Here is a 26576-nt window from a genome sequence, read left to right as displayed (position 1 = left end):
CTGGGTGTGTTTGTAAATATTCACTCATCCCCTCCAAACGTTTATTTTTTTATTGCTTAAAGGAGTAAATCAAAAAAATGAAGCACTTGATTATCTACGCTCATCCTAATCCTAAAAGTTTTAATCATGCCATTAAAGAAAAGATAATTAGTGAAATAGTTAATAAAGGTGAAGAATACAGCCTTATTTCTCTTTATGATGAGCAATTTAATCCTATACTTGATAGCCCAGATTTTGAAGCTCTGCACAGAGGTAAGGTATTGCCGGACATTGCGAAAAGTCAAACTATGGTGAAAGAATCTGATCATCTTATTTTTATTTATCCCATCTGGTGGTTTGGTCAGCCAGCCATACTTAAGGGTTGGATTGACCGAGTTTTTTCTAATGGTTTTGCTTATTATGAAGATGAAAATACTTTTATTCCTTATTTAACAGGAAAAACCGCAACGGTATTTATCACTTTAGGAACTGAAAAAAATATTTTAATCCAAAATGGTATGGAAATAGATCACTTCATGCGCAGCATGACCTTTGGAACGTTAGGTCTAGTGGGTATTTCTCCCGTTGACGTTATCCCTTTTTATGCTATTCCTAAGGTCAGTGACGAAGAAAGAAAAAGCATGCTGGAATCGATAGTTATTTAGGAATAGATGGTTATTTAGAATTTACTGACATTTTTTCACTGGTTTACTCTATATTGGTAGCCACATTACTATCAACGCCAGACTCTAATATTCTGGCGTAATCTCATTTTAATTTTTTGTCAAACCTCTCATCGTCACTAAAATTAATGTGCTGGACTATTTTTTAATGAAATATGTTAGGACTATAAAATGAATAACATTTCTATATTACTCGTTGGTGGTTATGGTGTTGTAGGTCGTCAAGTTGCACAAATCCTTAATAAATATCATCCTGATTTAGCGTTAATTATTGCCGGAAGGGATATTGACAAAGCCAAAAAACTGTCTAATACACTGACTAATTCAACATATTTGTTATTTGATATTGAAAACCCTTCTGTATCCAATAAATTAAAAATTGATATCATATTAACCTTGGTTAATGATACGGAAGACAAATTATTACATTTTGCACATCAGAATAATATCGCGTATGTGGATATAACACGTTGGACGGAACCTTTACAAATCGCACTCAGTAAAGCAGCCGTTATGCAAAGCCAAAAACCGAATCATATGATTTTTGCATCATCATGGATGGCTGGAATTGTAGCAGCATTCATCAATGATATCAGTCAGTCATTCACAAGTATTGAGAGTATCGATATAAGTGTATTATATTCTTTGCATGACAAAGCTGGACCAAACTCAATTTATTATCTGGATAGGCTGACAACCCCTTTTATAGTAAAAAACAAGGGTAAATATCAAAAGATTTTTCCTTTCTCTGATGAACGTATGATTTTATTTGGTGATGGTAACTACCATAAAGTTTTTCGTGTTGATATGCCCGAACAATTTATATTACCTTTAATTACAAATGCACAAACTGTCGCAACCAGAATCGGTTTTGATAATCCTAAGAGTAATCAGCTATTATCTTTCTTGGTTAAAAAAGGGATTTGGAAACTATTATCAACGAGAATAGCGACCGGCCTTCGTAGAAAAATCTTATATAATCCAGGCCAAGGATATAAGCATCAAATTCGCACGGATATACAAGGTATTGATAGAAAAGGATATCGTAAGTGTGTCTGTTTTCAACTGATGGATCCAGAAGGGCAGACGCATTTAACAGCAACAGGGGCGGCGGCTTTAGTGATACAGTTAACGGAACAGATAAAGAATAATGCTCCGGCGATCTTCAGTACTGGCGAAATATTCTTAGATATTGAAAAGTTGAAAATGCTGTTATCGACAGAACATATTCAGTTCAGTGTTAATAGTGACGTAGAGTAAAAAAACATATGCTGTTGTGGTTGACCCTGAATAACAAATTTAACTGGATAAAAAGCCGAGAACTCACAACAGCACCACGATTGTTAGGTCAAAGAATCGCTCTTTTACTTCCCAATACAAAAACTCGAAAAAATCCGGCCTAATAAATCATCGGAAGTAAATTCACCGGTGATTTCACTCAATGCTTGCTGTGCCAAACGCAGTTCTTCTGCCAGCAGTTCCCCTGAACGGGCAAAAACGAGTTGTTGATGGCCTTCCTGTAAATGTTCCGCTGCTGTGTTCAATGCCTGCAAGTGACGACGACGGGCAAGGAAGCCGCCTTCTGTATTGCTGTTAAAACCCATTGTCTCTTTTAGATGATCACGCAGAAAATCGATACCTTCCCCATCACGGGCAGAGAGACGAATTAATGTATAGCCACTGACGTCCGTAACGCCCGTTTCTTCCTTAGTCATATCTGTCTTATTTCGAATGACCGTGACAGGCAGGGATTCTGGTAGTTTAGCCATAAATTCCGGCCAAATTTGTGCAGGCTCAACGGCATCGGTTGTCGTACTGTCCACCATAAACAGCACTCGATCCGCCTGCTCAATTTCCTGCCATGCCCGCTCAATACCAATACGTTCCACCTCATCGCTGGCTTCACGCAAGCCTGCCGTATCAATCACATGCAGCGGCATTCCATCAATATGGATATGTTCACGCAAAACATCGCGCGTTGTCCCTGCAATATCAGTCACAATCGCGGCTTCACGGCCTGCCAGTGCATTGAGCAAACTGGATTTACCCGCATTCGGGCGACCTGCAATCACGACTTTCATTCCTTCGCGTAGCAAACTGCCTTGACGTGCCTGTGAACGAACGTGCTCCAGCTCTGCAATTACTTCATCCAACTTGGCTTCTATTTTGCCATCAGAAAGGAAATCAATCTCTTCATCAGGAAAATCAATCGCGGCTTCAACGTAGATCCGCAAGTTAGTCAGCGCCTCCACCATTTCATGGACTTGGTTAGAGAATGCACCTTGCAGGGAGTTCATCGCGGAACGTGCGGCCTGTTCAGAGCTGGCGTCTATCAAATCCGCAATGGCTTCTGCCTGTGCCAAATCGAGCTTATCATTGAGAAAAGCACGTTCAGAAAATTCGCCTGGGTTGGCAATGCGTACACCGGAAATAGTCAGAATACGTTTTAGCAGCAGATCCAGAATAACCGGCCCACCATGTCCTTGAAGCTCCAGAACATCTTCTCCCGTAAAGGAGTTTGGACCAGGGAAGTAAAGTGCAATACCTTGATCAAGTACAGAACCATCCGCATCACGGAAGGGCAGGTAATCGGCATAGCGAGGTTTTGGGAGTTTGCCCAATACCACCTTGGCAACTTCCGCAGCTTTAGGGCCAGAAATACGCAGAATGCCTACACCGCCTCGTCCCGGAGGAGTGGCCTGAGCGACTATCGTATCGGTGGTATTCATGAAATTCTCTCTTTTGACCTATGTTCGTTATCTTTCAAACTGAAATAATAAAGGCGGCCAATGACCGCCTTCCACTTATATTTGTTTTAATTAAAAAACCAGCTATTTTTTCTCGCGGGTATGTAAGCCATGTTTTTCCAGACTGCGGAAAATAACTTGCTGCTGGATAATGGTAACCAGGTTACTGACGATGTAGTACAACACCAGACCAGACGGGAACCACAGGAAGAAGACAGTGAACACGACAGGCATGTAGGTCATGATCTTCTGCTGCATTGGGTCAGTCACGGTTGTCGGTGACAGTTTCTGGATAACAAACATGGTCACACCCATCAGCAATGGCAGGATGTAGTAAGGATCTTGAGCAGACAAGTCCTTAATCCAACCAATGAATGGGGCATGGCGCAACTCAACAGAACCCATCAACATGTAATACAATGCGAGGAAGATTGGCATCTGAATCACCAGAGGCAAACAGCCGCCCAGCGGGTTTACTTTCTCTGTCTTATACAGCGCCATCATTTCCTGGCTCATACGCTGACGGTCATCACCAAAACGCTCACGCATTGCCGTGATTTTTGGCTGCAACAGGCGCATTTTCGCCATTGAGGTATATTGCGCCTTAGTCAGCGGATACATGATACCGCGCACGATAAAGGTAATCGCAATAATGGAGAAGCCCCAGTTACCGATGAACTCATGCAGGAATTTCAGCAACTTAAATAACGGCTGAGAAATAAACCATAACCAACCGTAATCTACGGTCAGATCCAGATGTGGTGCAACCGCTGCCATTTTGTCCTGAATTTCAGGGCCAACCCACAGGGTAGAAGAGATATTTTGCTGGCTGTTTGGCGCAATATTGATGTCTTCACCTTTGTACCCGATTATCGCCATTTTTTGGTTTTTCAGGTCTTTGGTATAGAAAGTACTGGTTTTGCCTTCTTCCGGCACCCACGCAGTGGCGAAATATTGCTGGAGCATCGCTACCCAGCCGCCTTTTGTGGTTACGGCAAGCGCTTTACTTTCAATATCATCAAATTTGTATTTTTCGTATTTTTCTTCATCAGAAGAGTAAGCAGCACCACGATAAGTATGCAGGGCAAAGTTGCTGCTGCCAGTATCACGATGTTTTGGCAGCTCAACGCTCTGCTTCAACTGACCGAAAAACGCCATCTGTAATGGTTTATCAGTGACGTTATTGACGTTGTAATCAACAGAAACGGCATAGTCGCCACGTTTTAAAACGAAGGTTTTGACATAAACAACGCCGTCCGGCGCGGTATAAGTCATTGGAATACGCAATTCATTCTGTCCATCAGCCAAAACAAAGCTATTCTGAGTGGCATGATAAAGCGGGCGTTCAGCTTGATTATCTGGACCATTGATACCCGTTAATCCACTTTGAGCCTGATAAGTGAATTCAGGGGTTGTTTCCAGCAGTTTAAACGGGGTCTTGGAACCGAGGGTATCAGGATAGGCCAGCAGATCAGCCTCCTCGATATCACCGCCACGGGTATTGATGTACAATGAAAGCACATCCGTTTTTACGGTGATCAGTTTACCTTGCCCACTGCTTGCTTCGCTACTCAGCGTAGTATTTGCTTGCTGCGTGATCTGGGTCGTTGGTTGTGGGTTTTTATCATTTTCCCACGCCTGCCAGACCAGGAACGAAACAAACAGCAGAGCGATGAGAAGAAGATTGCGTTGCGAATCCATCGTTAATGTTCTCTGTTATCGTCGTTTTTTTTAGGTGGGACAGGATCATCACCACCTTCGTGTAAAGGGTGGCATTTTAATACGCGTTTCACTGTTAACCAACTGCCTTTTATCATCCCAAACCTGCGCAATGCCTCTATGCCATAGTGGGAACAGGTAGGATTGAAACGACAACGAGGCCCCAGCAGTGGACTAATCACTAACTGATAGCCTCTGATCAAAGCAATCAGGAGGCGCGAGCCAAGCGACAGTGACGACGCCATAATTTGCCCAAAGCTTCCGTTAGCTCACGGTTATCGAGCTCAGCGACCCCTTTCCTCACCAAAACCACAAAATCCATTGGAGGCAATTTATGCTGGTTTAAACGAAAACTTTCACGAGCCAGTCGCTTAATGCGATTACGCTCATGGGCGCGTTTAACATTCTTTTTGGCGATGGTTAGACCGATGCGGGGATGCCCCAGCTCATTCAAGCGTCCAAGAATCGTGATCTCTGCGGAGCTTGCCCGTTGCGGCTGCTGGAAAACATAAGTGAAATGCTCGGGAGTTAACAAACGTAACTCCCTCGGAAAAGCGAGCTTAACCACTTGGTTGGTTAGCTTTATTACTTAGAAACAGTCAGACGAGCACGGCCTTTCGCACGACGGCGAGCCAGAACCTGACGACCATTTTTAGTGGCCATACGAGCGCGGAAGCCGTGAGAACGGTTACGCTTCAGTACGGATGGTTGAAAAGTGCGTTTCATAGCGATTTCTACCTAACTTAAAATTTGTTACTGATTCAGCAAATGCGTTGGCGACCAGTGAGAATAAAGTAGACACCGATGCCTCAGTCGCAACATCAATATAGAGAAAGAGGCAGGATTGTAATAAAATGTACTACCCCTCGTCAATCTAAGATGACACGAGCCTGACCGCCTCCCTGTCGGATTTTTTACTTCAATCACAGACAGGTCAGACTTTTTGCTACCCGAAGTGCTAACCCCAAATCCTCACCAGACCTAACCGGAAAAAATCGTTGGCGTAACACGCAGGGTGCAAGATTATACGGACTGTGTAATAAAGCGCAAGGATCATACACAGATCGCTGCATTCTTACTGTATGAACATAACATTATTTGCATATTGAATTTCAAACGATAATTAAATGAAGTTTGCTATATATCATGATTACACTACAGTATCTCTTATGGGCCTTTATATTCTGCAAGTGCCAAAGCATGGTGATCTCCCTGTGGATAAAAAGCGTCAAAGCTGTGTAAAAGAATGAGGATTTGTGTCGTCTTTTGCGTTATGATCGTTGATCCCGATCCCAGTCTCTCTATATACAGATTATGTGGGCTTCTGGGGAGCGATGATGTTAAAAATCGCCACAAGGTACATGCTATCTTCCTCGCCATGAGGAATAACGCCTTGTGCCCAATATAACGTATCTTTTATTCCGGTTTCTTTTATTGGTCTTGTTTTAGGGGAGTTCGCCGTGTCACTTTCGCTTTGGCAGCAATGTCTTGCCCGATTGCAGGATGAGTTACCTGCCACAGAATTCAGTATGTGGATACGACCCCTTCAGGCAGAACTGAGTGATAACACTTTGGCTCTCTATGCTCCCAACCGTTTTGTGTTGGATTGGGTAAGAGAGAAATATATTAATAATATCAATTTGTTATTAAATGATTTCTGTGGTCCTGAAGTACCGTTACTGCGTTTTGAAGTAGGGAATAAGCCTGTTTCGCCAAGCCAGTCTAAATCTCAGAAAATCATTGCCGATATGCCGGTGACTGCTGCGCCGTCCAGTACATCAGTACGCCCAAGCTGGGACAACGCAAAGATCCAGCCAGAGTTATCCTATCGTTCCAATGTTAATCCCAAGCATACATTCGATAACTTTGTTGAAGGTAAATCTAACCAACTCGCCAGAGCCGCCGCCAGACAAGTGGCTGATAATCCAGGGGGGGCCTACAATCCTCTGTTCCTCTATGGCGGAACCGGATTGGGCAAAACCCACCTTTTGCATGCTGTCGGCAATAGCATTATGGCACGCAAGGCCAATGCAAAAGTGGTTTATATGCACTCTGAACGCTTCGTTCAGGATATGGTAAAAGCATTGCAAAACAATGCGATAGAAGAGTTTAAACGTTATTATCGCTCAGTGGATGCTCTATTGATCGATGATATTCAATTTTTTGCAAATAAAGAGCGATCCCAAGAAGAATTCTTTCACACGTTCAATGCTCTGTTAGAAGGTAATCAACAGATTATTCTGACATCCGATCGCTATCCAAAAGAGATAAATGGCGTCGAAGATCGGTTAAAATCCCGTTTTGGCTGGGGATTGACTGTTGCCATTGAACCGCCTGAGCTGGAAACTCGCGTTGCTATTCTGATGAAGAAAGCAGACGAAAATCAAATCCAACTACCTGGGGAAGTGGCTTTCTTTATTGCTAAACGCCTGCGATCTAACGTTCGTGAACTCGAAGGTGCTTTAAATCGAGTCATTGCCAATGCCAATTTTACAGGCCGTGCGATTACTATTGATTTTGTCCGCGAAGCATTACGTGACTTATTGGCTCTACAGGAAAAGCTAGTAACCATTGATAATATTCAGAAAACTGTGGCTGAATATTACAAAATCAAGGTCGCGGATCTGCTTTCCAAGCGCCGTTCACGTTCCGTTGCCCGTCCGAGACAAATGGCAATGGCGTTGGCAAAAGAGCTGACCAATCACAGCTTGCCTGAAATCGGGGATGCCTTTGGTGGGCGTGACCATACAACTGTACTTCACGCTTGTCGTAAAATCGAACAACTACGTGAAGAGAGTCACGACATCAAAGAGGATTTTTCTAACTTAATCAGAACATTGTCTTCCTAGCGCTATGAAATTTATCATTGAACGTGAGCAATTATTAAAACCTCTGCAACAGGTTAGCAGCCCCTTAGGCGGTCGCCCTACCCTGCCTATTTTAGGCAACTTATTATTGCAGGTAATAGAAGGCTCCCTGCTACTGACGGGCACCGATTTGGAAATGGAAATGAAGGCTAGGGTGACACTTACCCAGCCACATGAACAAGGTGCAACCACTGTTCCCGCGCGTAAATTTTTCGATATCTGGCGCGGGTTGCCTGACGGAGCAGAAATCAGTGTAGAACTGGATGGCGATCGAATTCTTGTTCGTTCTGGTCGCAGCCGTTTTTCACTCTCTACTCTACCCGCTTCAGATTTTCCCAATCTTGATGATTGGCAGAGCGAAGTCGAATTTTCTTTACCTCAGGCCACACTGAAACGCCTGATTGAATCCACTCAATTTTCCATGGCGCATCAGGATGTTCGCTATTACTTGAATGGTATGTTGTTTGAAACTGAAGGCGAAGAACTGCGTACCGTTTCCACAGATGGTCACCGTTTGGCAGTTTGCTCCATGAGCATCGGGCAAAATCTGCCATCCCATTCCGTGATCGTCCCGCGTAAGGGCGTTATTGAATTAATGCGTCTGCTGGATGGCGGTGACAATCCACTGCAATTGCAGATTGGCAGCAATAACATTCGTGCCCATGTTGGTGATTTTATCTTCACATCGAAGCTGGTTGATGGCCGTTTTCCTGATTATCGCCGCGTATTACCCAAAAATCCTGATAAAACATTGGAAGCCAATTGCGACATGCTTAAACAGGCATTTTCGCGGGCAGCGATTTTATCCAATGAAAAATTCAGGGGCGTACGCATCTATTTAAGCGAAAACCAGCTTAGAATTACCGCTAATAATCCAGAGCAAGAAGAAGCGGAAGAGATTGTTGATGTCAGTTACCAGGGTACTGAAATGGAAATTGGCTTCAATGTCAGCTACATATTGGATGTTCTAAACGCATTGAAATGCGAGCAAGTGAGTCTCCTGCTAACCGATGCCACATCCAGCGTAAAAATTGAGAATTCAGCCAGCCAGGCTGCGACTTATGTCGTGATGCCAATGCGCCTGTAACAAAATTAACTCATTATATGATTCTCTCGCGTTTGCTGATCCGCGATTTCCGTAATATCGCGGATGCTGACTTGCCACTGGCAACCGGTTTTAATTTTCTGGTTGGGCCAAACGGTAGCGGCAAAACAAGTATATTGGAAGCCATTTATACATTGGGTCATGGCCGTGCTTTTCGCAGTATTCAGGCAGGAAGGGTGATTCGCCATGATTGCGAAGAGTTCATTCTTCATGGGCGACTTGCTCAGCAATCCTATGAACGTATCTTGTCAGTGGGATTAAGCAAAAACCGCCAAGGCGACAGCAAAGTCAGAATAGATGGCAGTGATGGACATAAAATTGCTGAATTAGCGAAAATACTGCCGATGCAACTCATCACGCCAGAAGGTTTTACGTTGCTAAATGGTGGCCCGAAATATCGTCGAGCCTTTATTGACTGGGGATGCTTTCACAATGAGCCACGCTTTTTTGCTGCCTGGGTTAACCTGAAAAGACTGCTTAAGCAACGGAATGCGGCTCTGCGACAAGTCACCCGATACAGCCAAATTCAGCATTGGGATCGAGAACTCGTCCCATTGGCAACCGATATTAGTCAATGGCGGGCGGAATATATTGCAGGAATTTCCGAGGATATAGAAAAAACCTGCAAACAATTTTTACCTGAATTCACACTCAGTATCAGCTTCCAGCAAGGTTGGGACAAAGAGAGTGAATATGCACAACTGCTCGCGCGGCAGTTTGAGCGCGACAGATCGCTAACCTACACCGCTTCTGGCCCACATAAAGCCGATCTGCGGATCAGGGTGGACGGTACACCAGTAGAAGATATGCTGTCCCGTGGTCAGTTGAAGTTACTGATGTGCGCATTGAGGTTAGCACAGGGTGAATATTTCACCCGACAGAGCGGGCAAAAATGCCTGTATCTGCTTGATGATTTTGCCTCAGAATTGGATGCCGGCCGTCGTCAGCTATTAGCCGAGCGTCTAAAATCTACGCAAGCTCAGGTGTTTGTCAGTGCAATCACATCCGGGCAAGTTACAGACATGATTGATGTAAATAGCAGGATGTTTCGCGTAGAACATGGCAAAATAGAGGTTCAACCACAGGATTAAGATGAGCGAGAAACGTTGATGTCGAATACATATGACTCCTCAAGTATCAAGGTATTAAAAGGGCTGGATGCCGTCCGTAAACGTCCAGGCATGTATATCGGTGATACCGATGATGGTACCGGCCTGCACCACATGGTCTTCGAGGTTGTTGATAACGCTATCGACGAAGCCCTCGCAGGTCATTGTGACAAAATAGTTGTCACTATCCATGCAGATAATTCAGTTTCTGTGCAGGATGATGGCCGCGGTATTCCTACCGACATACACGAAGAAGAAGGTGTTTCAGCAGCGGAAGTCATCATGACTGTGCTGCATGCGGGGGGTAAATTCGATGATAACTCCTATAAAGTTTCCGGTGGCCTGCATGGCGTTGGGGTTTCTGTTGTTAACGCCTTATCGGAAAAATTGGAGCTAACTATACGCCGTGATGGTAAGGTTCACGAACAAACCTATTGTCTGGGTGTGCCACAGTCACCATTGAAAGTTGTCGGTGATACTGAACAGACAGGAACCACTGTCCGTTTCTGGCCAAGCATGGATACGTTTAAGCTTAACACTGAGTTCGAATACGATATTCTGGCAAAACGCCTGCGTGAATTATCATTCCTCAACTCGGGTGTTGCCATTCGTTTAATCGATAAACGTACAAATATCGAAGATACCTTCCACTATGAAGGGGGTATCAAAGCGTTTGTTGAATTCCTGAGCCGCAATAAAAATCCAATTCACCCAAATGTCTTCTATTTTTGTACCGAAAAAGACGGGATTGGTGTTGAAATTTCCATGCAATGGAATGACGGTTTTCAGGAAAATATTTACTGTTTCACCAACAATATTCCTCAGCGTGATGGGGGAACCCACTTGGTTGGTTTCCGTACCGCAATGACGCGTACCCTCAATAGTTACATGGACAAAGAGGGTTACAATAAAAAAACCAAAGTCAGCGCTACCGGTGATGATGCCCGTGAAGGCCTGATTGCAGTTATTTCCGTTAAAGTCCCTGATCCTAAATTCTCTTCCCAGACTAAAGACAAGCTGGTTTCTTCCGAAGTGAAAACGGTGGTTGAAACCCTGATGAATGAGAAGCTGGTGGAATACCTGCTGGAAAAACCGAACGATGCTAAAATCGTCGTCGGCAAAATCATTGATGCAGCCCGTGCCCGTGAAGCCGCGCGTAAAGCCCGTGAAATGACCCGCCGCAAAGGTGCGTTGGATCTGGCGGGATTGCCGGGCAAACTGGCTGACTGTCAGGAGCGCGATCCAGCCCTGTCCGAACTCTACCTGGTGGAGGGTGATTCTGCGGGAGGATCAGCAAAACAAGGGCGCAACCGTAAGAATCAGGCGATTTTGCCATTAAAAGGTAAGATCCTCAACGTTGAGAAAGCACGCTTTGACAAGATGCTTTCCTCACAGGAAGTTGCCACTTTGATCACCGCTTTGGGTTGCGGCATTGGCCGTGATGAATATAATCCAGACAAACTGCGTTATCACAGCATTATCATCATGACCGATGCCGACGTTGATGGTTCACACATCCGCACCCTGCTGCTGACATTCTTCTATCGTCAGATGCCAGAAATCATTGAACGCGGTTATGTCTACATTGCCCAGCCACCACTGTATAAAGTGAAGAAAGGCAAGCAAGAGCAATACATCAAAGATGACGATGCGATGGAAACCTACCAGATGTCCATCGCATTGGATGGCGCGGCTCTGTATACCAATCCACATGCACCCGCCCTGAAAGGTGAAGCTCTGGAAAAATTGGTGACTGAATTCAATACCGCTCAGAAAATTATCCGTCGTATGGAACGTCTGTATCCGCAGGCTCTGCTGAACAACCTGATTTACCATCCGAAACTGACAGAAGAAGCTCTGAACGATCAGGCAAAAGTGGAAGAGTGGGTAGGTGCACTGGCTATTCGTCTAAATGACAAAGAGCAACATGGCAGTACTTACAGCTATCAAATCCATGAGAACCGCGAACGCCAGATTTTCGAGCCAATTCTATGCATTCGTACACATGGCGTTGATACCAACTACAATCTGGATTTCGATTTCATCCACGGTGGCGAATATCGCCGCATTACCAAACTGGGTGAATTGATCGGGAATTTGATTGAGGAAGATGCATACATCGAACGTGGCGAACGTCGTCAGGCTGTAAGCAGCTTTGAACAGGCTCTGGAATGGCTGACTAAAGAGTCACGCCGTGGTCTTTCCGTCCAGCGTTATAAAGGTCTGGGCGAAATGAACCCTGATCAGTTGTGGGAAACAACCATGAACCCAGAAACACGTCGTATGATGCGTGTAACAGTGAAAGATGCGATTGCAACTGACCAACTGTTCACAACCCTGATGGGGGATGCAGTTGAACCTCGCCGAGCATTTATTGAAGAAAATGCCCTGAAAGCGGCAAATATTGATATTTAATATTACTGCTTAAATCCTATTATCCCAGATAACCCTGTGCTATCTGGGATAAATATCATTCCACTATTAATTCTTACAGCAAAATACGTAACATACGGCGCAAAGGCTCGGCTGCTCCCCATAGCAACTGATCGCCCACCGTAAAGGCAGATAAATATTCCGGTCCCATATTCAGCTTACGCAGACGACCCACTGGCGTATTCAAAGTGCCCGTAACCGCTGCCGGCGTTAACTCACGTATCGTTAGCTCACGATCATTGGGAATAACACGAACCCAATCATTATGGGAAGCCAACAATGTTTCAATTTCATGGATAGGAATATCTTTTTTCAATTTCAGTGTAAAAGCCTGACTATGACAGCGCAATGCCCCGATACGAACACACAGGCCGTCAATCGGGATCACATTCTTGCCCGTGTTCAAGATCTTGTTGGTTTCCGCCTGACCTTTCCACTCTTCGCGGCTTTGCCCATTTTCCAGTTGCTTATCAATCCAAGGAATCAAGCTCCCCGCTAAAGGCACACCAAATTGATCCGTCGGCAATGCACCACTGCGGGTAAAATCCGTTACACATTTTTCAATATCCAAAATCGCGGAAGCGGGGTTCTGTAACTCCTCAGCAACCTGATGATGCAGCATTCCCATTTGCACCAACAATTCACGCATATGGCGAGCACCACCACCAGAAGCCGCCTGATAGCTTGATACCGACGCCCATTCAATCAAATCATTGGCAAACAACCCTCCCAATGACATCAGCATCAAGCTAACGGTACAGTTACCGCCAACAAAAGTCTTGATGCCTTTATTTAAGCTATCTTGGATATGTTGGTGGTTAACAGGATCAAGAATAATGACGGCATCATCATGCATACGCAGCGTAGAAGCGGCATCGATCCAATATCCCTGCCAGCCAGTTGCTCTCAGTTTAGGGTAGATTTCATTGGTATAGTCCCCCCCTGACAGCTAATGATAATATCCAGCGCACTCAGCGCCTCAATATCAAAAGCATCCTGTAAGACTCCCGATTTTCCTGCACTATTTATTGTAAACTGCGGGGCAGGAAGCCCGTGTTGGGAAGTAGTAAAGAAAACCGGATTTATTTCGTCAAAATCCTGCTCTTCTACCATCCGTTGCATCAATACTGAGCCGACCATACCGCGCCAGCCGATAAAACCTACACTCTTACTCATGTTTACCCTGCCTTGAAAGATGTTCATCAGATACCACTAATCTCATTAAAACTGACAAAATATGGCAAAAGGTGCAAGTATATTTATGAGCTATAACATCAGAATTTCTGAGACGATGCGTTTGCCATTTTTAAACCATATTGAGGTATACTTTTCCATATCTGCATCAAAATTATTTATCGGTTTTCTCCGCTCTTTAGGTCTCAAGAAAGGTATTGGGGTGACAGGATCATTTGTTTCTACTTTTGAATAGGCTTCTTTTTCTGCCCTAAAAGCGGCAGTAGCAGTCTGATTCTGAGAAAGTGCTGAGAAATGAAGTTGATAAGTATCATTTATTCTAAACACTTCTTCATTGCGTTGAATGCCTTCGCCATGTTCATAACTTAATGTATTTGGATTAAAATAATTATGACGTATTTTAACAACCCCAAATAACCAATAACAATATTATTTGGGCACAATTTAGAAAACTCCGAAGCAAAAGAATCTTCAAAGTTATAGGGGGAATCTGGACTATCCTTCTCACAGGTTGCGGAATCACATGCAATCAGACGAATATATCGAAATTTACTTATCATTACTCCTTCTTTAGATAATTGGTCATATAATTGAGCAGGTGTTATTCTTCCTATTGTTTGATTTTCTTTTGGAATTACTAAATATCCGGTAAAATGTTCTGTATCATATTCCCCATGGGCGCATATTGATAAACGAAAATGACTGCGATAAGTGTCTTCGAATGTATAAACCCCCCGAAAAACTTTAATATTTCTCATAATAATTACTCCCCGTATGTCATCTAAAAAAACCTTATATATTTCTTTTTATGCTGAACAATACTAATAATTAATATTACCCATTATATAATTAACCCGTTGATGATGGAGAACAACCTGCTGAACCGCTTCCAGCTTAAATTCAACGGAATAGTGGCGTTTGGTCGGTTTCAATTTCATTGTCATACCTTATTGTTATATTAATAACAAGCAGGCTTTTGAGGTGTCCGAGATCCTTATATCACTACAGTAATGCTCTGATAATAAAAAAGCCAGAGATAACAAGGTATCTACTGGCTTTATGATGTGCCGTGATTCGCTAAGAAACGTTACTCAATATTCTGGATCTGCTCGCGCATCTGCTCAATCAATACCTTCAGTTCAATCGCAGAATTCGTTACATCCGCATTAATTGATTTTGAAGCCAATGTATTTGATTCGCGGTTAAATTCCTGCATCATAAAATCCAGTCGGCGGCCGACGGCTTCTTTTTTCTTCAGGATATTACGTGTTTCTTTGACATGGGCATCCAGACGATCCAACTCTTCTGCCACATCAATACGCTGAGCTAATAAAATTAGTTCTTGCTCAAGGCGATTATTATCTAACTGAATTTGTGCTTCTTCCAACTTGGTTTGTAGGCGTTCGCGTTGCCATTGCAGGATTGCAGGCATTTGCTCTCGGACTTTAGCCATTTCCACAGTTACCGCATCCAAACGTTGCTCAATCAGTGTTTTGAGCGCTTGTCCTTCGGTTTCTCGACTCTGGATAAAAGAATCCAGCGTCAGATCTAATTCTGCTAATAATTGTGCACTGATGGTATCTAAATCCTGCTCTTCGGCAGACATCACGCCCGGCCAGCGCAGGATATCTACCGGATTAATTTCACCTTCATTACTCTGCTGTTTAACCCAGCTTGCTGCTTCAACCAGTTGTTTTGCTAGTTTTTCATTCAAGATCAAGGAATTTTGGGCAAGGGTATTCAACTCAAAACGCAGGTTACATTCCACTTTGCCGCGCGTCAGACGGGAACGAATGCGCTCACGGATGACAGGTTCAAGGCTTCTGAGTTGCTCTGGCAGGCGAATATAGGTTTCCAAGTAACGCTGATTGACAGAACGCAGTTCCCACGCTGCATTTCCCCAATCTCCCTTAATATCTCGCCGTGCAAAAGCAGTCATACTACGGATCATAATTCGTTCCCAATGTATAAAATGATGTGCAGATTATAGCGTCCCATGTAGATGCAGGATAGGCATTCGCCGCTTTAGACCGTATAATGCGCTCCCAATAATGTATGAACAACGGAGATCACACTATGAGCTTAGTAGGAAAGCGTCCGGCAGGAAGGTCAGCAGGGCAGGTGCGTCCTATTAAAATGACCCGTCATTACACCAAACATGCGGAAGGCTCTGTTCTGGTGGAGTTTGGGGATACCAAAGTGTTATGTAATGCCTCCGTTGAAGAAGGCGTTCCCCGTTTCCTGAAAGGTCAGGGACAGGGCTGGATCACCGCCGAATACGGCATGTTGCCGCGGGCGACCAATAGCCGTAATGCGCGCGAAGCTGCCAAAGGCAAACAAACAGGCCGCACGATGGAAATCCAACGCCTGATTGCACGTTCATTACGTGCTGCCGTCGATTTGAAAAAACTAGGGGAATTCACCATTACGCTGGATTGTGATGTGATTCAAGCGGATGGTGGTACTCGTACAGCGGCTATTTCTGGTGCTTGTGTAGCACTAGTTGATGCCCTAAATAAGTTGGTTGTAGAAGGCAAATTGAAAGAAAGTCCACTGAAAGCGATGGTTGCGGCAGTATCTGTTGGTATCGTTGAGGGTGAAGGACGTTGTGATCTGGAATATGTCGAAGACTCTGCGGCTGAAACTGATATGAATATCGTCATGATGGATGACGGCAGAATGATTGAAGTGCAAGGCACAGCAGAAGGTGAACCGTTCAGCCATGATGAGTTGCTTTCACTACTCTCATTGGCAAAAGAGGGATTGGAAACGATTTTTAAAGCGCAGCGAGATGCGTTAGAACAAGATCCATTAAAATAATAAAAAAGGCGGCTGAAGAGTCGCCTTTTTTATGCCTGCAATTTACCTGCAATAAATAGTAATGAATGACAGAAGATCAAAGAGGAGAAACTCCAATGAAAGCCTATCAGCGCGAATTTATTGAACTGGCACTGGAAAAACAGGTGCTGAAATTTGGCGAATTTACGCTGAAATCTGGTCGCAAAAGTCCATACTTTTTCAATGCGGGCCTGTTTAATACTGGACGTGACTTGGCGTTGATTGGCCGTTTCTATGCGGCAGCACTGCTAGATAGCGGAATTAAGTGCGATTTGCTGTTTGGGCCAGCTTATAAGGGTATCCCGATTGCGACAACTACCGCAGTAGCATTGGCGGAACATCATGATATCGATATGCCTTATTGCTTTAACCGCAAGGAAGCCAAGGATCATGGTGAAGGTGGCTCGCTGGTTGGTAGCCCTCTGCAAGGTAATGTTGTGGTTGTGGATGATGTCATTACCGCAGGTACAGCGATTCGTGAGTCGATGGAAATCATTAAACAGCACGGAGCAACACTATCTGGTGTGATTTTGTGCTTGGATCGTCAGGAGCGTGGGCGTGCAACGCTTTCAGCAATTCAAGAGGTTGAACGTGACTACCATTGCCAAGTCTTCTCCATCATTACCTTGAATGATTTGGTAAGCTATTTGCGTGAAAACCCAGAAATGCAATCACATCTGGAAGCGGTAGAAGCTTATCGCAAAGAATACGGTATTTGACGATCAGTAATCTGGGTTGAAAAAAATCCCTCGCCCAAAGATGGGCGGGGTGAGTAGTAGAAATGGCATCTATCTATATAGTAAAGATTGCATAGTAAGGATTGCGACAATGATGCCATTATTAAGTCACTTAATGGTGAACTCAATGAGCTGGAACATGTTAACACAACTCAATAAAAAATCCGCACGTTATCATTCACTGTATAAGGACATTAAATTACGATGCTGCGATAACCTAAACCTATTGTTAATGGGGTAGATCATTGTAGTTGGGTCAATATCAATGGCCAGCGTACTTCAAATTCAGTTGTCGGGCGATAGCGAAATTCAGAGCGAACAAAACGGGAGAGCATCCCTTCACAAAACGCCAGTAACTGTGATGCCAACACGGATTCGTCATAAGTGAATCCTTGCCCATCACGGATTTTTCTCTCTTTTAAAATTTGGCGAAGTTGCACTTCAATTCGCTCAAATAGCTGGTTAATGCGATTTTGCAATCTATCTTGTTCGAACATTAGGGCATGGCCGGTCATGATACGGGTCAGTCCTGGATTTCTTTCTGCAAAACCCAAAAGAAGGACGAGGATTAACCGAATGCGTGTGATGGTGTCCTTTTCATCTTGCAGAATCAGATTGATACGTGAAATCAAGGAATCTTCAATAAACTCAATCAAGCTGTCAAACATCCGGGTTTTGCTCGGAAAATGACGGTAAAGGGCTGCTTCAGAAACACCAACGTTTGCGGCAAGTTTTGCAGTAGTAATGCGTTGGCTGCCATCACTGGATTCCAGCATGTGTGCCAGTGCCTGCAAGATTTCCTCACGTCTATTTTTCTTTTTTGTACGTTCTTTTTCTGCCATGTCTGGTAAGACCCCTGCTAAAACAGCAAAACAAATCCAGCTATTTTTTGCCACAATGTTGTTGCTGCCAAAAGCCATTGCTGTTACAGGCTATTGTTGTCAAAACATGTTGCCAAAACATTGTGGGCAAAAAATATGAAAATCGATTGACGGTATCAGCCCTTATGGAAAGTTATCGACGACCGGAATGGCCAAATCCACCACTGCCGCGCTGGCTCTCCTCAAAATCTGCAACTAAATTAAATTCAGCCTGTATAACGGGTACAAAGACCATTTGGGCGATACGTTCGCCAGGTTCGATAGTGAAAGATTTATGACCACGGTTCCAAACTGAAACCATCAATTGTCCCTGATAATCTGAGTCGATAAGTCCTACCAAATTACCCAGAACAACGCCATGTTTGTGACCCAGGCCAGAGCGAGGGAGAATAACCGCCGCCAATTGTTCATCTGCAATATGGATAGCAATCCCCGTTGGTAAAAGTTCAGTTTGGCCGGGAGCCAGTTCCACTGCATTATCCAGACAAGCACGTAAATCTAAACCCGCAGAGCCAGGTGTAGCATAAGTCGGTAAAGGAAATTCTTGCCCGATGCGGGGATCAAGGATTTTAACGTCGATTTTTTTCATCATAGCGTTTGAATATCTCGTCTAATAAGCGGTGGCTGAGTTGTAATTTACCACTGTGGGGTAACTGAACACTACCATCATGCCAGAGTAGATGTAATGCGTTAGTATCACTGTTGAAGCCATGTCCGGCCAGGGATACATCATTTGCGCAAATCAAGTCCAGATTTTTCTGCTTGAGTTTTCCGCGGGCATATTCTTCCACATTCTGGGTTTCGGCTGCAAATCCAACGACAAATGGCCGATTTTTTTCCATGGATGCAACGCTCGCTACAATGTCAGGATTTTTTACCAGTGTAAACGTGATTTCATCCCCCTGCTTTTTGATTTTCTCTGTTGAGATTTGCTTGAAACGATAGTCAGACACGGCAGCGCAACCGATAAAGATATGCTGTGAAGCTGCGGTAGCTTGAACCTGGTCATACATTTCCAGCGCACTACTGACATCAACGCGTTTAACGCCTTGTGGTGTGGGTAAATTAACGGGACCGGTAATTAATGTCACTTTAGCGCCACGTTCTGCTGCTGCTTGTGCAATGGAAAAACCCATTTTACCGGAGCTGTGATTGCTAATGAAACGGACGGGATCCCAGGCTTCACGAGTTGGCCCTGCAGTAATAGTGATGTGTAGACCAGAAAGGGTTTGCTTGGTGTTGAAATGGTGCATTGCCCGTTCGACAATCGTCATCGGTTCCAACATTCTCCCTGGTCCTACATCACCACATGCTTGACTGCCTTCATCTGGTCCCCAAATCAATACATTACGCTCTTTAAGTACCTTCAGGTTATGTTGGGTAGCCTGTGCACGGTACATTTGTTGGTTCATTGCCGGTGCAACCGCAATAGGTGCTGCGGAAGCCAGACAGATTGTGGTGACTAAATCATTCGCCATGCCTGCGGTCAGGCGAGCAAGCAGATCTGCGGTAGCGGGCGCGAGAATAATTAAATCAGCCCACTTTGCCAGTTCGATATGCCCCATAGCCGCTTCGGCTGCGGGGTCTAGAAGATCATCTGAGACGGGATGACCAGATACTGCCTGTAAGGTCAGTGGAGTGATGAAAGCTTCTGCCGCAGGAGTCATGACAACGCGTACCTGTGCACCATGATCACGTAAGCGTCGTACCAGTTCAGCAGTTTTGTAAGCGGCGATCCCTCCGCTGATTCCAAGGACTATCTGTTTACCAGAAAGTGAATTATCAGAAAGTGGTTTGCCGGAAAATCCTGTCATTTTGATTGTCCAGATTCAAGTTGAAATTCCCTAAGATTCTATCACAAGAAAATATTGCGTAGAGAATCGTCCTCATTTTAGGTAGCCAAAAATGACAAGTTTGCGAAGCGCTGCGCAAGCCTTGCAAGTTGATCTGGCGATGATTTTTTCATCATGGAATAGTAAGGAGGTAAATATAGGTGCATGAATATAGCGGACGAGTGAATATTGATTGATAGTACCCATCGTTATGGGGGGACTATAGGGCAAGGGATATTGAAAGGGGGAGGAGCATTATGGATTTAACAGTAATGGAAAGAAACGATGAATTGCATTTAAATCTTCTTCCCCGGGAAAAATTATTGGCTTACGGCGCTGTTTCCCTAACGGATGCGGAGTTATTGGCTATTTTTTTACGAACAGGAGCCAAGGGCGTTCCTGTCGTACAAATGGCAGAATATCTGCTGAAATCATTTGGTTCGCTTTACCACCTTTTATCAGCGGATTACGCGGACTTTTGTGCACATAAAGGCATGGGACAATGCAAGTATGTCCAATTGCAGGCGATATCTGAATTGGCAAAACGGTTTTTCTCCAGTCAATTTATCCATGAAGATATTATGAGCAGCCCCACAATGACTCAGAGTTATTTGCAGGATTTATTATCCTGGCAAGATCGGGAAATATTTGTGGTGTTGTTTTTAACGAACCAAAATAAAGTTATCTGTCATGATGAAATGTTTAAAGGAACAATAAACAAAGTTGAGGTTCATCCGCGTGAAATTGTGAAACAGGCGGTTAAGGTGAATGCTGCATCCATTATTCTTGCTCATAATCACCCTTCCGGCAATCCAGAGCCTAGCTTGGCAGATAAGTTGGTGACAGAAAAAATTATTGAGGCTTGTGACTTGGTTGGCGTTAAGGTTTTGGATCATATCGTCATTGGTAAGAAATCTTGTGTCTCATTTATGGAAAGAGGTTGGATTTAATACCGTTTTTTCGCGATACGATCAGATCTTAGTTGTTCGGGACTTGAGCATCAGCGAATGAGGGCGTATACTACGCCACCTTTGAGGATCTTGGGTTTGACGAGAAGAGCCTATCTCAGTAAGTTTTTTTACTGGGAAAATGTGAGTCTTTTCAGTGACGTTCTTTTCAGTGACGTTCTTTTCAGTGACATCTTTTCAATCAAGAGAGTTTGCTGAGATGGGCTCCTAAGCCTGACGAGGCGGTCACACCCAATACAAAGCTCGAGCTGATTTGATTTTTGGAGAATAGACATGTCCCGAGTCTGCCAAGTTACTGGCAAGCGTCCGGTGAGTGGTAACAACCGCTCCCACGCATTAAATGCGACTAAGCGTCGTTTTCTGCCTAACCTGCACTCTCACCGTTTCTGGGTTGAGTCTGAGAAACGTTTTGTAACTCTGCGTGTATCTGCTAAAGGTATGCGTGTGATTGACAAGAAAGGTATCGATACAGTTCTGGCTGAACTGCGTGCCCGTGGTGAGAAGTACTAAGGAGCTGAAAAATGGCTAAAGGTATTCGCGATAAAATCAAGCTAGTTTCTTCCGCTGGTACAGGTCACTTCTATACCACTACGAAGAACAAGCGTACTATGCCTGAAAAACTGGAAATGAAAAAATTCGATCCAGTTGTTCGTCAGCATGTTATGTATAAAGAAGCTAAAATTAAATAATTTTAGTGGATTATAAAAAAACCCAGCACCATGCTGGGTTTTTTTATATCTGTTGATAATGTCACTGTAGATTATTTTTAAATTGGGTTATGTGTGTAGACCTATACATTGTTCAGTTATACTACCGTTTTTTCAATTATAAACCGTCAGGTGTAGCGCTAAAATGGTTAGAAAAACCTTGAATATCTTACATACAGAATCATCGTGTGGCTGGGGAGGACAGGAAATTCGTATCCTGACAGAATCTCAGGGCATGATACAGCGTGGGCATCATGTGGTTATCGTTTGTTGTCCAACTTCAACCCTTTACCGAGAAGCTCATCATTATGGTGTGCCTGTTGTTGCGCTCCCAATTGAAAAAAAACGTCTTTCTTGTCTTCGGGCAATGCGTCGTTGGCTAAAAACTGAAGGCCGCCAATTCGATGTGATCAATACCCACAGTTCTACTGATTCTTGGCTAGTGGCTGCGGCATGTGCCACATTAAAAGGTGCGCCTCCGATAGTCCGAACTCGCCATGTTTCGACTCATGTTTCAAAATCTATTGCGACTCGTTGGCTGTATTTGCATGCTGGTCAGCATATTGTGACAACCGGGGAAAAATTACGCCAATATCTGCATATACATAATGATTATCCACTATCCCACATGACCTCGGTACCGACAGGGATCGATTTGTCACGTTTTCATCCTGAAAGCAAATCCTTAAGCCGTCAGCGCATTGGCATCAAAGATAAGCCAACATTGGGCATTGTTGCCACAATGAGAACGTGGAAAGGCCATCGTTACCTGCTTGATAGTTGGAAAACTCTCCATCAACGTTATCCTGATTGGCAATTGTTGTTCGTAGGAGATGGCCCGCAGAGAAAGAATTTAGAGCCGCGAGTTCAGCAGGAGGGACTAACAGAAAGTGTCATTTTTCTTGGTAATCGTCAGGATGTTCCTGATTGCTTAAATGCAATGGATATCTTTGCCTTGCCTTCGTTTGGCAATGAAGGTGTACCCCAAGGCATCATGCAGGCAATGGCATGTGGATTACCGGTTGTCTCTACATCAGTGGGTGCGATTACAGAAGCTGTAATTGATGGCGATACAGGGTATATTATCGAACCTAAAAATGTTGAACAATTAACAAAAAGCTTAGATTTATTAATGCATGATGCAGGCTTACGTTTACAAATGGGAGAGGCTTCACTACGACGCGCAACTCATTTATTTGGTATGGATAATATGTTAGAAAAAATGGAATCTATTTTTTATTCTAGTATGAAAAATACACGATGATATTTCGTTCATATCATTTTTATCCGTAGTGAGCAGAATAATCGATATTTTTTGTTAACTGTTCGGAGGTTAATTGGTTTTGTTTTTTTTGAATCTATTGTGTTTATTAACTGTAAATAGAACAGTAAATTGCTTTGCTGTATAGTACCTTAAAAACCCAATCTTTGGATTGATTATTCAATATTCATTATTATGCAACCCCAAAATATTTTAATCATCAATATTGCCCGTTTTGGTGACACCTTACTAATAACTCCAGTTATTCGTGCCCTGAAAGAAAAGTGGCCAGAAGTAAATATTGATATTTTTGTGCATAAAAAAACAAAAGAAATCCTTGAAAATATCGATTTAATTAATCAGTTGAAAGCCTTTTCAAAAGGCAAAGCTAGATGGTGTGGCTGGTTTTCTCGGCGGCACTATGATCTGGCATTCGTCTATGGTCATGATGAATCCTTATTGCAATATGCCAAACGTGTGGCAAATTTGACCGTTTATTTTTCGGATATCGCTGGTAAAACATCAAATGAGTATGCTGTTGCAAGACCTGGTGAACTCATGCCTGCACAACAAGAACGAGCGCTGTTAATTGATGCAATTGGGGTTGCAGTGAATAATTGGCGTTTGCAGTATAATGTAAGTGTGTGTGAAGAGGAGTACGCCAGAGACTTTCTTCAACGGCAAGGGATAGAACAGCAGTTAAGAATTGGTTTCCAATTACAAAGTTTCCCTGCAAAAGCTTATCGTGATTGGCCTGTAGAATATTTTTACCAATTAGCTCAACGTATTTACCGTGATTATCCGCATGCACATATTTTGTTGTTAGGCAGTAAAGATGGTGAAGATAGTGCGCGTATGCTGGCTGAAAAATTGGGCACAAACAGGTGCTTATCATTGGCGGGTAAGACTACGATGCGGCAAAACGCAGCAATCATGAGTCAACTTAATTTGTATGTGGGCGTTGATACTGGAACAACCCATCTGGCCGGAGCCTTAGGGATACCAATGGTTGCTCTGTATCACAGTTTTCACCCAGGGCATTTTCTCGCACCTCAACAACATCCAAAATTAGTGGTAATTGAACATCCGGTAGATTATAGACAGGCAACTCGTCAAGATACAATGTCAGCAATATCGGTAGATCAAGTCTGGCATTCTGTTCAGTACTTGCTGGAAAATGAATAAAAGGATAATGCACCAAATGAAGATAGGGTTTATCGATGTTACCGTTACCATATCGTATGGTGGCATTCAAACTGCTGTTTGGGAATTAGCCAAGGCACTGACAGATGCAGGGCATGAAGTCCATATTTTCGGTGGTATTGGCGATGTGCGGCCTGCATTAGGCGGAAGAAATATCCATATTCATACTTTTCCATTTATCCCTAGAGAACGGGTGCTTAACATTGGGCGTCGCTTCCAGCGCATTGCTGAACGTTATTCTTTTGCTCGTCATGCCCGCGTAACAGTTATTGCAGAAAATTTTGATTGGATAATTTTGACCAAGCCTTTTGATTTTTTCTGGCCCCGAATGATGCCTGAAACATCCCGCACCCAGTTTTGCTATATGAGTGGTGGAACCAGTTTTTTTAAAGGGGATCGGGTATTGGGTAAAAAAATATCTGCATGGGTTGCATGTAGCCATTTTAATGCCTGGCAGATTCAGCATCATTTCAAGCAATTTCCGAGCGTCATCTATAATGGGGTAGATATCGATAAATTCAAACCATCTGGCTCTGATATCCGAACCCGATTAGGTATCAATGAGAAAACGTTTTTATTAACGTTTGCTGGCAGGTTGGTTGGTTGGAAAGGCATGAAAGTCGCTATTGATGCAATGGCTTTGTTGCGGAGCAAGGATGTAAAGTTATTAATTATTGGTGAAGGTGAGGATTTGAAATCGCTTAAAAAGCGGGTCTCTGCATTGCAACTGGAAAAATCCATCATTTTTCATCCTCCAGTTGGTCATGATCAATTACCTGAATTTTATGCGGCGGGTAATGCCGGTGTTTTCCCCAGTATTGGTGATGAGGCATTTGGTATTACTATTGCGGAAGCGATGGCATGTGGGCGCCCTGTGATTGCCAGTTATATTGGCGGAATACCGGAAGTGGTTGGCAATGAAGGTAGTGCTGGTATTTTGGTGACACCGGGTGATGCTGTGGCTATTGCTGAAGCGGTAAATCATCTTTTATCTTTACCAGATAGAGGAGAAAAGATGGGGAAATCTGCCCGTCAGAGGATTGAAACGATGTACACCTGGGAACATTCTGCTAGCCGTTTATTGAACGCCATAAAAAATAATGAAAATTGCGTATATTGATCCTTATCCTGTGCCTGATTATCGGGTTGCGTCGCTGCAAATTTTGCAGAATGTAGACGCGTTTGCTCGTCAGGGGCATCGTGTTTACCTGATTACCCCAAAAGGCCAAAGCCAAGTTGAGGAAATTCTTGGCAGGTCGTTACCACCTTACGTAAAGCTAATTGCCCTACACGATATACGTAGAAAATGGTATTTCCCGCTAAATACTCAGAAACTGTTTTATTTGCAGACCTCACGCTGGCTTAAAGAGCATCAAGTTGATGCCCTCTTTACCCGCAATATTAAAATGGCGAATTACCTGCTGTGTAATCATCCTGATATCCCTCATTTCTTTGAAAGCCATGAAGTATTTTCTCAGTCGTTTAGAGAATCCCATGATTTGCTCAATCGTAGCAACCAACGTAAATATCATAAACTAAGAAAAATTGAACAGCAGGTTTATGCTGGTTCTAAGGTTGTTTTTGCCCTGACTTCGTTATTACGAGAAGATATTTATAAGCAATATAGCGTCAAAACACCGATTGTTGTGGCTCCCGATGGGGTTGATATGCTGGCGGTTGAATCTGCTAAGCAGATTGTTGGCAGCGATTACAACAATATGCTTCCTAAAAAAGTGCTTTATTTGGGCAGCTTACATCGTTGGAAAGGTATCCCAACGGTAATGAAAGCTATGTCTTACTTGGATAACGTTGAACTGAACGTTGCTGGCGGTACAAATGAACAAATTGAGCGATTGAAACAGATTGCTGAACAGATTGGTGTAAGTGATAAAGTCAATTTCCTTGGTTTTGTCCAACCCAGAAAACGATTTCAGGTTATTGCTGATAGTGATATTTGTGTCCTGCCCCTGACGAAAACCAGTATTGGTAGTCGTTATACCTCTCCTCTCAAGCTTTTTGAATATATGGCTATGGGTAAACCTGTGGTTATTTCTGATTTTCCTTCCATTCGTGATGCTGTTGATGAAAATGCAGTAAATTTTGCTGATAGTGAAAATGCTGAGAGTTTTGCTGAACAGATTCAATGGCTGATTAACCATCCCGCCGAAATGATGGCGAAAGTTGATTATTCGCAACGGCTGGTTGCAGAGCGTTTTAACTGGGATCAGCGTGCGAAGTTAATTATGGGTGTGATAGCGGAAAAATTATCTCAGTGAGTCCTAATCTGGCTGCAAATGATACATGAAAACGGTA

General features: G+C 43.6%; 26 protein-coding genes and 1 pseudogene. 15 read left to right on the top strand and 12 right to left on the bottom strand.

Features of this window, described 5'->3' with window-relative positions; translation table 11 throughout:
* Positions 1 to 77 precede the first annotated feature (77 nt).
* Positions 78 to 644, top strand: a complete 567-nt coding sequence (locus Xish_RS08000) for an NAD(P)H-dependent oxidoreductase (RefSeq protein ID WP_099117412.1) — start codon at positions 78 to 80, stop codon at positions 642 to 644.
* A 189-nt stretch (positions 645 to 833) separates the two neighbouring features.
* Positions 834 to 1922 carry a saccharopine dehydrogenase family protein gene (locus Xish_RS07995; RefSeq protein ID WP_099117411.1) on the top strand — a complete coding sequence of 363 codons (1089 nt, stop codon included), beginning with the start codon at positions 834 to 836 and terminating at the stop codon, positions 1920 to 1922.
* 104 nt (positions 1923 to 2026) lie between these two features.
* Here the strand turns inward: Xish_RS07995 and mnmE are convergent, their stop codons facing one another.
* From mnmE to rpmH, 5 genes are all read right to left on the bottom strand, one after another.
* Positions 2027 to 3391 carry a tRNA uridine-5-carboxymethylaminomethyl(34) synthesis GTPase MnmE gene (mnmE, locus tag Xish_RS07990; RefSeq protein WP_099117410.1) on the bottom strand — a complete coding sequence of 455 codons (1365 nt, stop codon included), beginning with the start codon at positions 3389 to 3391 and terminating at the stop codon, positions 2027 to 2029.
* Positions 3392 to 3493: 102 nt separating this feature from the next.
* Complete coding sequence (gene yidC / locus Xish_RS07985; protein WP_099117409.1) at positions 3494 to 5110, bottom strand: membrane protein insertase YidC; 1617 nt, start codon at positions 5108 to 5110, stop codon at positions 3494 to 3496.
* 2 nt (positions 5111 to 5112) lie between these two features.
* On the bottom strand, positions 5113 to 5373 hold the full coding sequence (gene yidD, locus Xish_RS07980; RefSeq protein WP_047771132.1) for a membrane protein insertion efficiency factor YidD: 261 nt from the start codon (positions 5371 to 5373) through the stop codon (positions 5113 to 5115).
* Positions 5337 to 5696, bottom strand: coding sequence for a ribonuclease P protein component (gene rnpA, locus Xish_RS07975; RefSeq protein WP_074024322.1), 360 nt, complete (start codon positions 5694 to 5696; stop codon positions 5337 to 5339). The genes yidD and rnpA overlap by 37 nt, the downstream gene beginning before the upstream one ends.
* Positions 5697 to 5713: 17 nt before the next feature.
* On the bottom strand, positions 5714 to 5854 hold the full coding sequence (gene rpmH / locus Xish_RS07970; protein WP_000831330.1) for a 50S ribosomal protein L34: 141 nt from the start codon (positions 5852 to 5854) through the stop codon (positions 5714 to 5716).
* A gap of 734 nt (positions 5855 to 6588) precedes the next feature.
* On the opposite strand from rpmH, the gene dnaA reads away from it, so the two are divergent.
* Genes dnaA through gyrB form a run of 4 tightly spaced genes read left to right on the top strand, consistent with a single transcriptional unit; the run spans position 6589 to position 12624 of the window.
* A complete protein-coding gene (gene dnaA / locus Xish_RS07965; RefSeq protein WP_099117408.1) occupies positions 6589 to 7977 on the top strand; it encodes a chromosomal replication initiator protein DnaA in 1389 nt (462 codons plus the stop codon).
* A 4-nt stretch (positions 7978 to 7981) separates the two neighbouring features.
* Positions 7982 to 9082: a DNA polymerase III subunit beta gene (gene dnaN / locus Xish_RS07960; protein ID WP_099117407.1), complete on the top strand. Its 1101-nt coding sequence runs from the start codon at positions 7982 to 7984 to the stop codon at positions 9080 to 9082.
* Positions 9083 to 9099: 17 nt separating this feature from the next.
* A complete protein-coding gene (gene recF, locus Xish_RS07955) occupies positions 9100 to 10191 on the top strand; it encodes a DNA replication/repair protein RecF (RefSeq protein ID WP_099117406.1) in 1092 nt (363 codons plus the stop codon).
* 18 nt (positions 10192 to 10209) lie between these two features.
* Positions 10210 to 12624: a DNA topoisomerase (ATP-hydrolyzing) subunit B gene (gene gyrB, locus Xish_RS07950; protein ID WP_099117405.1), complete on the top strand. Its 2415-nt coding sequence runs from the start codon at positions 10210 to 10212 to the stop codon at positions 12622 to 12624.
* A gap of 73 nt (positions 12625 to 12697) precedes the next feature.
* Here gyrB and asd read toward each other — a convergent pair.
* The 4 genes and pseudogenes from asd to Xish_RS07930 form a co-directional block, all read right to left on the bottom strand.
* Positions 12698 to 13818 (bottom strand): annotated as a pseudogene (gene asd, locus Xish_RS07945) (aspartate-semialdehyde dehydrogenase).
* Positions 13819 to 13908: 90 nt separating this feature from the next.
* Positions 13909 to 14163: a hypothetical protein gene (locus tag Xish_RS07940; RefSeq protein ID WP_099117404.1), complete on the bottom strand. Its 255-nt coding sequence runs from the start codon at positions 14161 to 14163 to the stop codon at positions 13909 to 13911.
* 38 nt (positions 14164 to 14201) lie between these two features.
* Positions 14202 to 14594: a hypothetical protein gene (locus tag Xish_RS07935; RefSeq protein WP_099117403.1), complete on the bottom strand. Its 393-nt coding sequence runs from the start codon at positions 14592 to 14594 to the stop codon at positions 14202 to 14204.
* A gap of 329 nt (positions 14595 to 14923) precedes the next feature.
* Positions 14924 to 15787: a YicC/YloC family endoribonuclease gene (locus Xish_RS07930; protein WP_099117402.1), complete on the bottom strand. Its 864-nt coding sequence runs from the start codon at positions 15785 to 15787 to the stop codon at positions 14924 to 14926.
* 125 nt (positions 15788 to 15912) lie between these two features.
* On the opposite strand from Xish_RS07930, the gene rph reads away from it, so the two are divergent.
* Together rph and pyrE are read left to right on the top strand one after the other, a co-directional pair.
* Positions 15913 to 16656, top strand: a complete 744-nt coding sequence (gene rph / locus Xish_RS07925) for a ribonuclease PH (protein WP_099117401.1) — start codon at positions 15913 to 15915, stop codon at positions 16654 to 16656.
* 95 nt (positions 16657 to 16751) lie between these two features.
* Complete coding sequence (gene pyrE / locus Xish_RS07920; protein WP_099117400.1) at positions 16752 to 17393, top strand: orotate phosphoribosyltransferase; 642 nt, start codon at positions 16752 to 16754, stop codon at positions 17391 to 17393.
* 260 nt (positions 17394 to 17653) lie between these two features.
* Here the strand turns inward: pyrE and slmA are convergent, their stop codons facing one another.
* The 3 genes from slmA to coaBC all read right to left on the bottom strand — a co-directional run bounded on the left by slmA (position 17654) and on the right by coaBC (position 20106).
* The gene (slmA, locus tag Xish_RS07915) at positions 17654 to 18253 is read right to left on the bottom strand and encodes a nucleoid occlusion factor SlmA (RefSeq protein ID WP_099118703.1); all 600 of its coding nucleotides are present in this window, start codon (positions 18251 to 18253) and stop codon (positions 17654 to 17656) included.
* A gap of 172 nt (positions 18254 to 18425) precedes the next feature.
* Positions 18426 to 18884, bottom strand: coding sequence for a dUTP diphosphatase (gene dut / locus Xish_RS07910; protein ID WP_167383239.1), 459 nt, complete (start codon positions 18882 to 18884; stop codon positions 18426 to 18428).
* Positions 18862 to 20106: a bifunctional phosphopantothenoylcysteine decarboxylase/phosphopantothenate--cysteine ligase CoaBC gene (gene coaBC / locus Xish_RS07905; RefSeq protein ID WP_099117399.1), complete on the bottom strand. Its 1245-nt coding sequence runs from the start codon at positions 20104 to 20106 to the stop codon at positions 18862 to 18864. Before coaBC ends, dut begins: the two co-directional genes overlap by 23 nt.
* Positions 20107 to 20381: 275 nt before the next feature.
* Between coaBC and radC the strand changes: the two genes are divergently transcribed.
* The 7 genes from radC (at position 20382) to Xish_RS07865 (ending at position 26539) form a co-directional block, all read left to right on the top strand.
* Entirely contained in the window at positions 20382 to 21074 is a 693-nt protein-coding gene (radC, locus tag Xish_RS07900) for a RadC family protein (protein WP_099117398.1), read from the top strand.
* Positions 21075 to 21365: 291 nt separating this feature from the next.
* Positions 21366 to 21602: a 50S ribosomal protein L28 gene (gene rpmB, locus Xish_RS07890; protein ID WP_038239873.1), complete on the top strand. Its 237-nt coding sequence runs from the start codon at positions 21366 to 21368 to the stop codon at positions 21600 to 21602.
* 11 nt (positions 21603 to 21613) lie between these two features.
* Positions 21614 to 21781, top strand: a complete 168-nt coding sequence (rpmG, locus tag Xish_RS07885; RefSeq protein WP_010847629.1) for a 50S ribosomal protein L33 — start codon at positions 21614 to 21616, stop codon at positions 21779 to 21781.
* A gap of 163 nt (positions 21782 to 21944) precedes the next feature.
* Positions 21945 to 23063, top strand: a complete 1119-nt coding sequence (locus Xish_RS07880) for a glycosyltransferase family 4 protein (RefSeq protein ID WP_099117397.1) — start codon at positions 21945 to 21947, stop codon at positions 23061 to 23063.
* 192 nt (positions 23064 to 23255) lie between these two features.
* Positions 23256 to 24245, top strand: a complete 990-nt coding sequence (locus Xish_RS07875; RefSeq protein WP_099117396.1) for a glycosyltransferase family 9 protein — start codon at positions 23256 to 23258, stop codon at positions 24243 to 24245.
* 16 nt (positions 24246 to 24261) lie between these two features.
* The gene (locus tag Xish_RS07870; protein WP_099117395.1) at positions 24262 to 25383 is read left to right on the top strand and encodes a glycosyltransferase family 4 protein; all 1122 of its coding nucleotides are present in this window, start codon (positions 24262 to 24264) and stop codon (positions 25381 to 25383) included.
* The gene (locus Xish_RS07865; RefSeq protein ID WP_099117394.1) at positions 25364 to 26539 is read left to right on the top strand and encodes a glycosyltransferase family 4 protein; all 1176 of its coding nucleotides are present in this window, start codon (positions 25364 to 25366) and stop codon (positions 26537 to 26539) included. Before Xish_RS07870 ends, Xish_RS07865 begins: the two co-directional genes overlap by 20 nt.
* Positions 26540 to 26576 lie beyond the last annotated feature (37 nt).

It is taken from the genome of Xenorhabdus ishibashii (genome assembly GCF_002632755.1).
In the GTDB taxonomy this organism is placed as follows: domain Bacteria; phylum Pseudomonadota; class Gammaproteobacteria; order Enterobacterales; family Enterobacteriaceae; genus Xenorhabdus; species Xenorhabdus ishibashii.
Note: the sequence above shows the minus strand (reverse complement) of the source record. Positions and strands in the feature narration are given on the sequence as shown.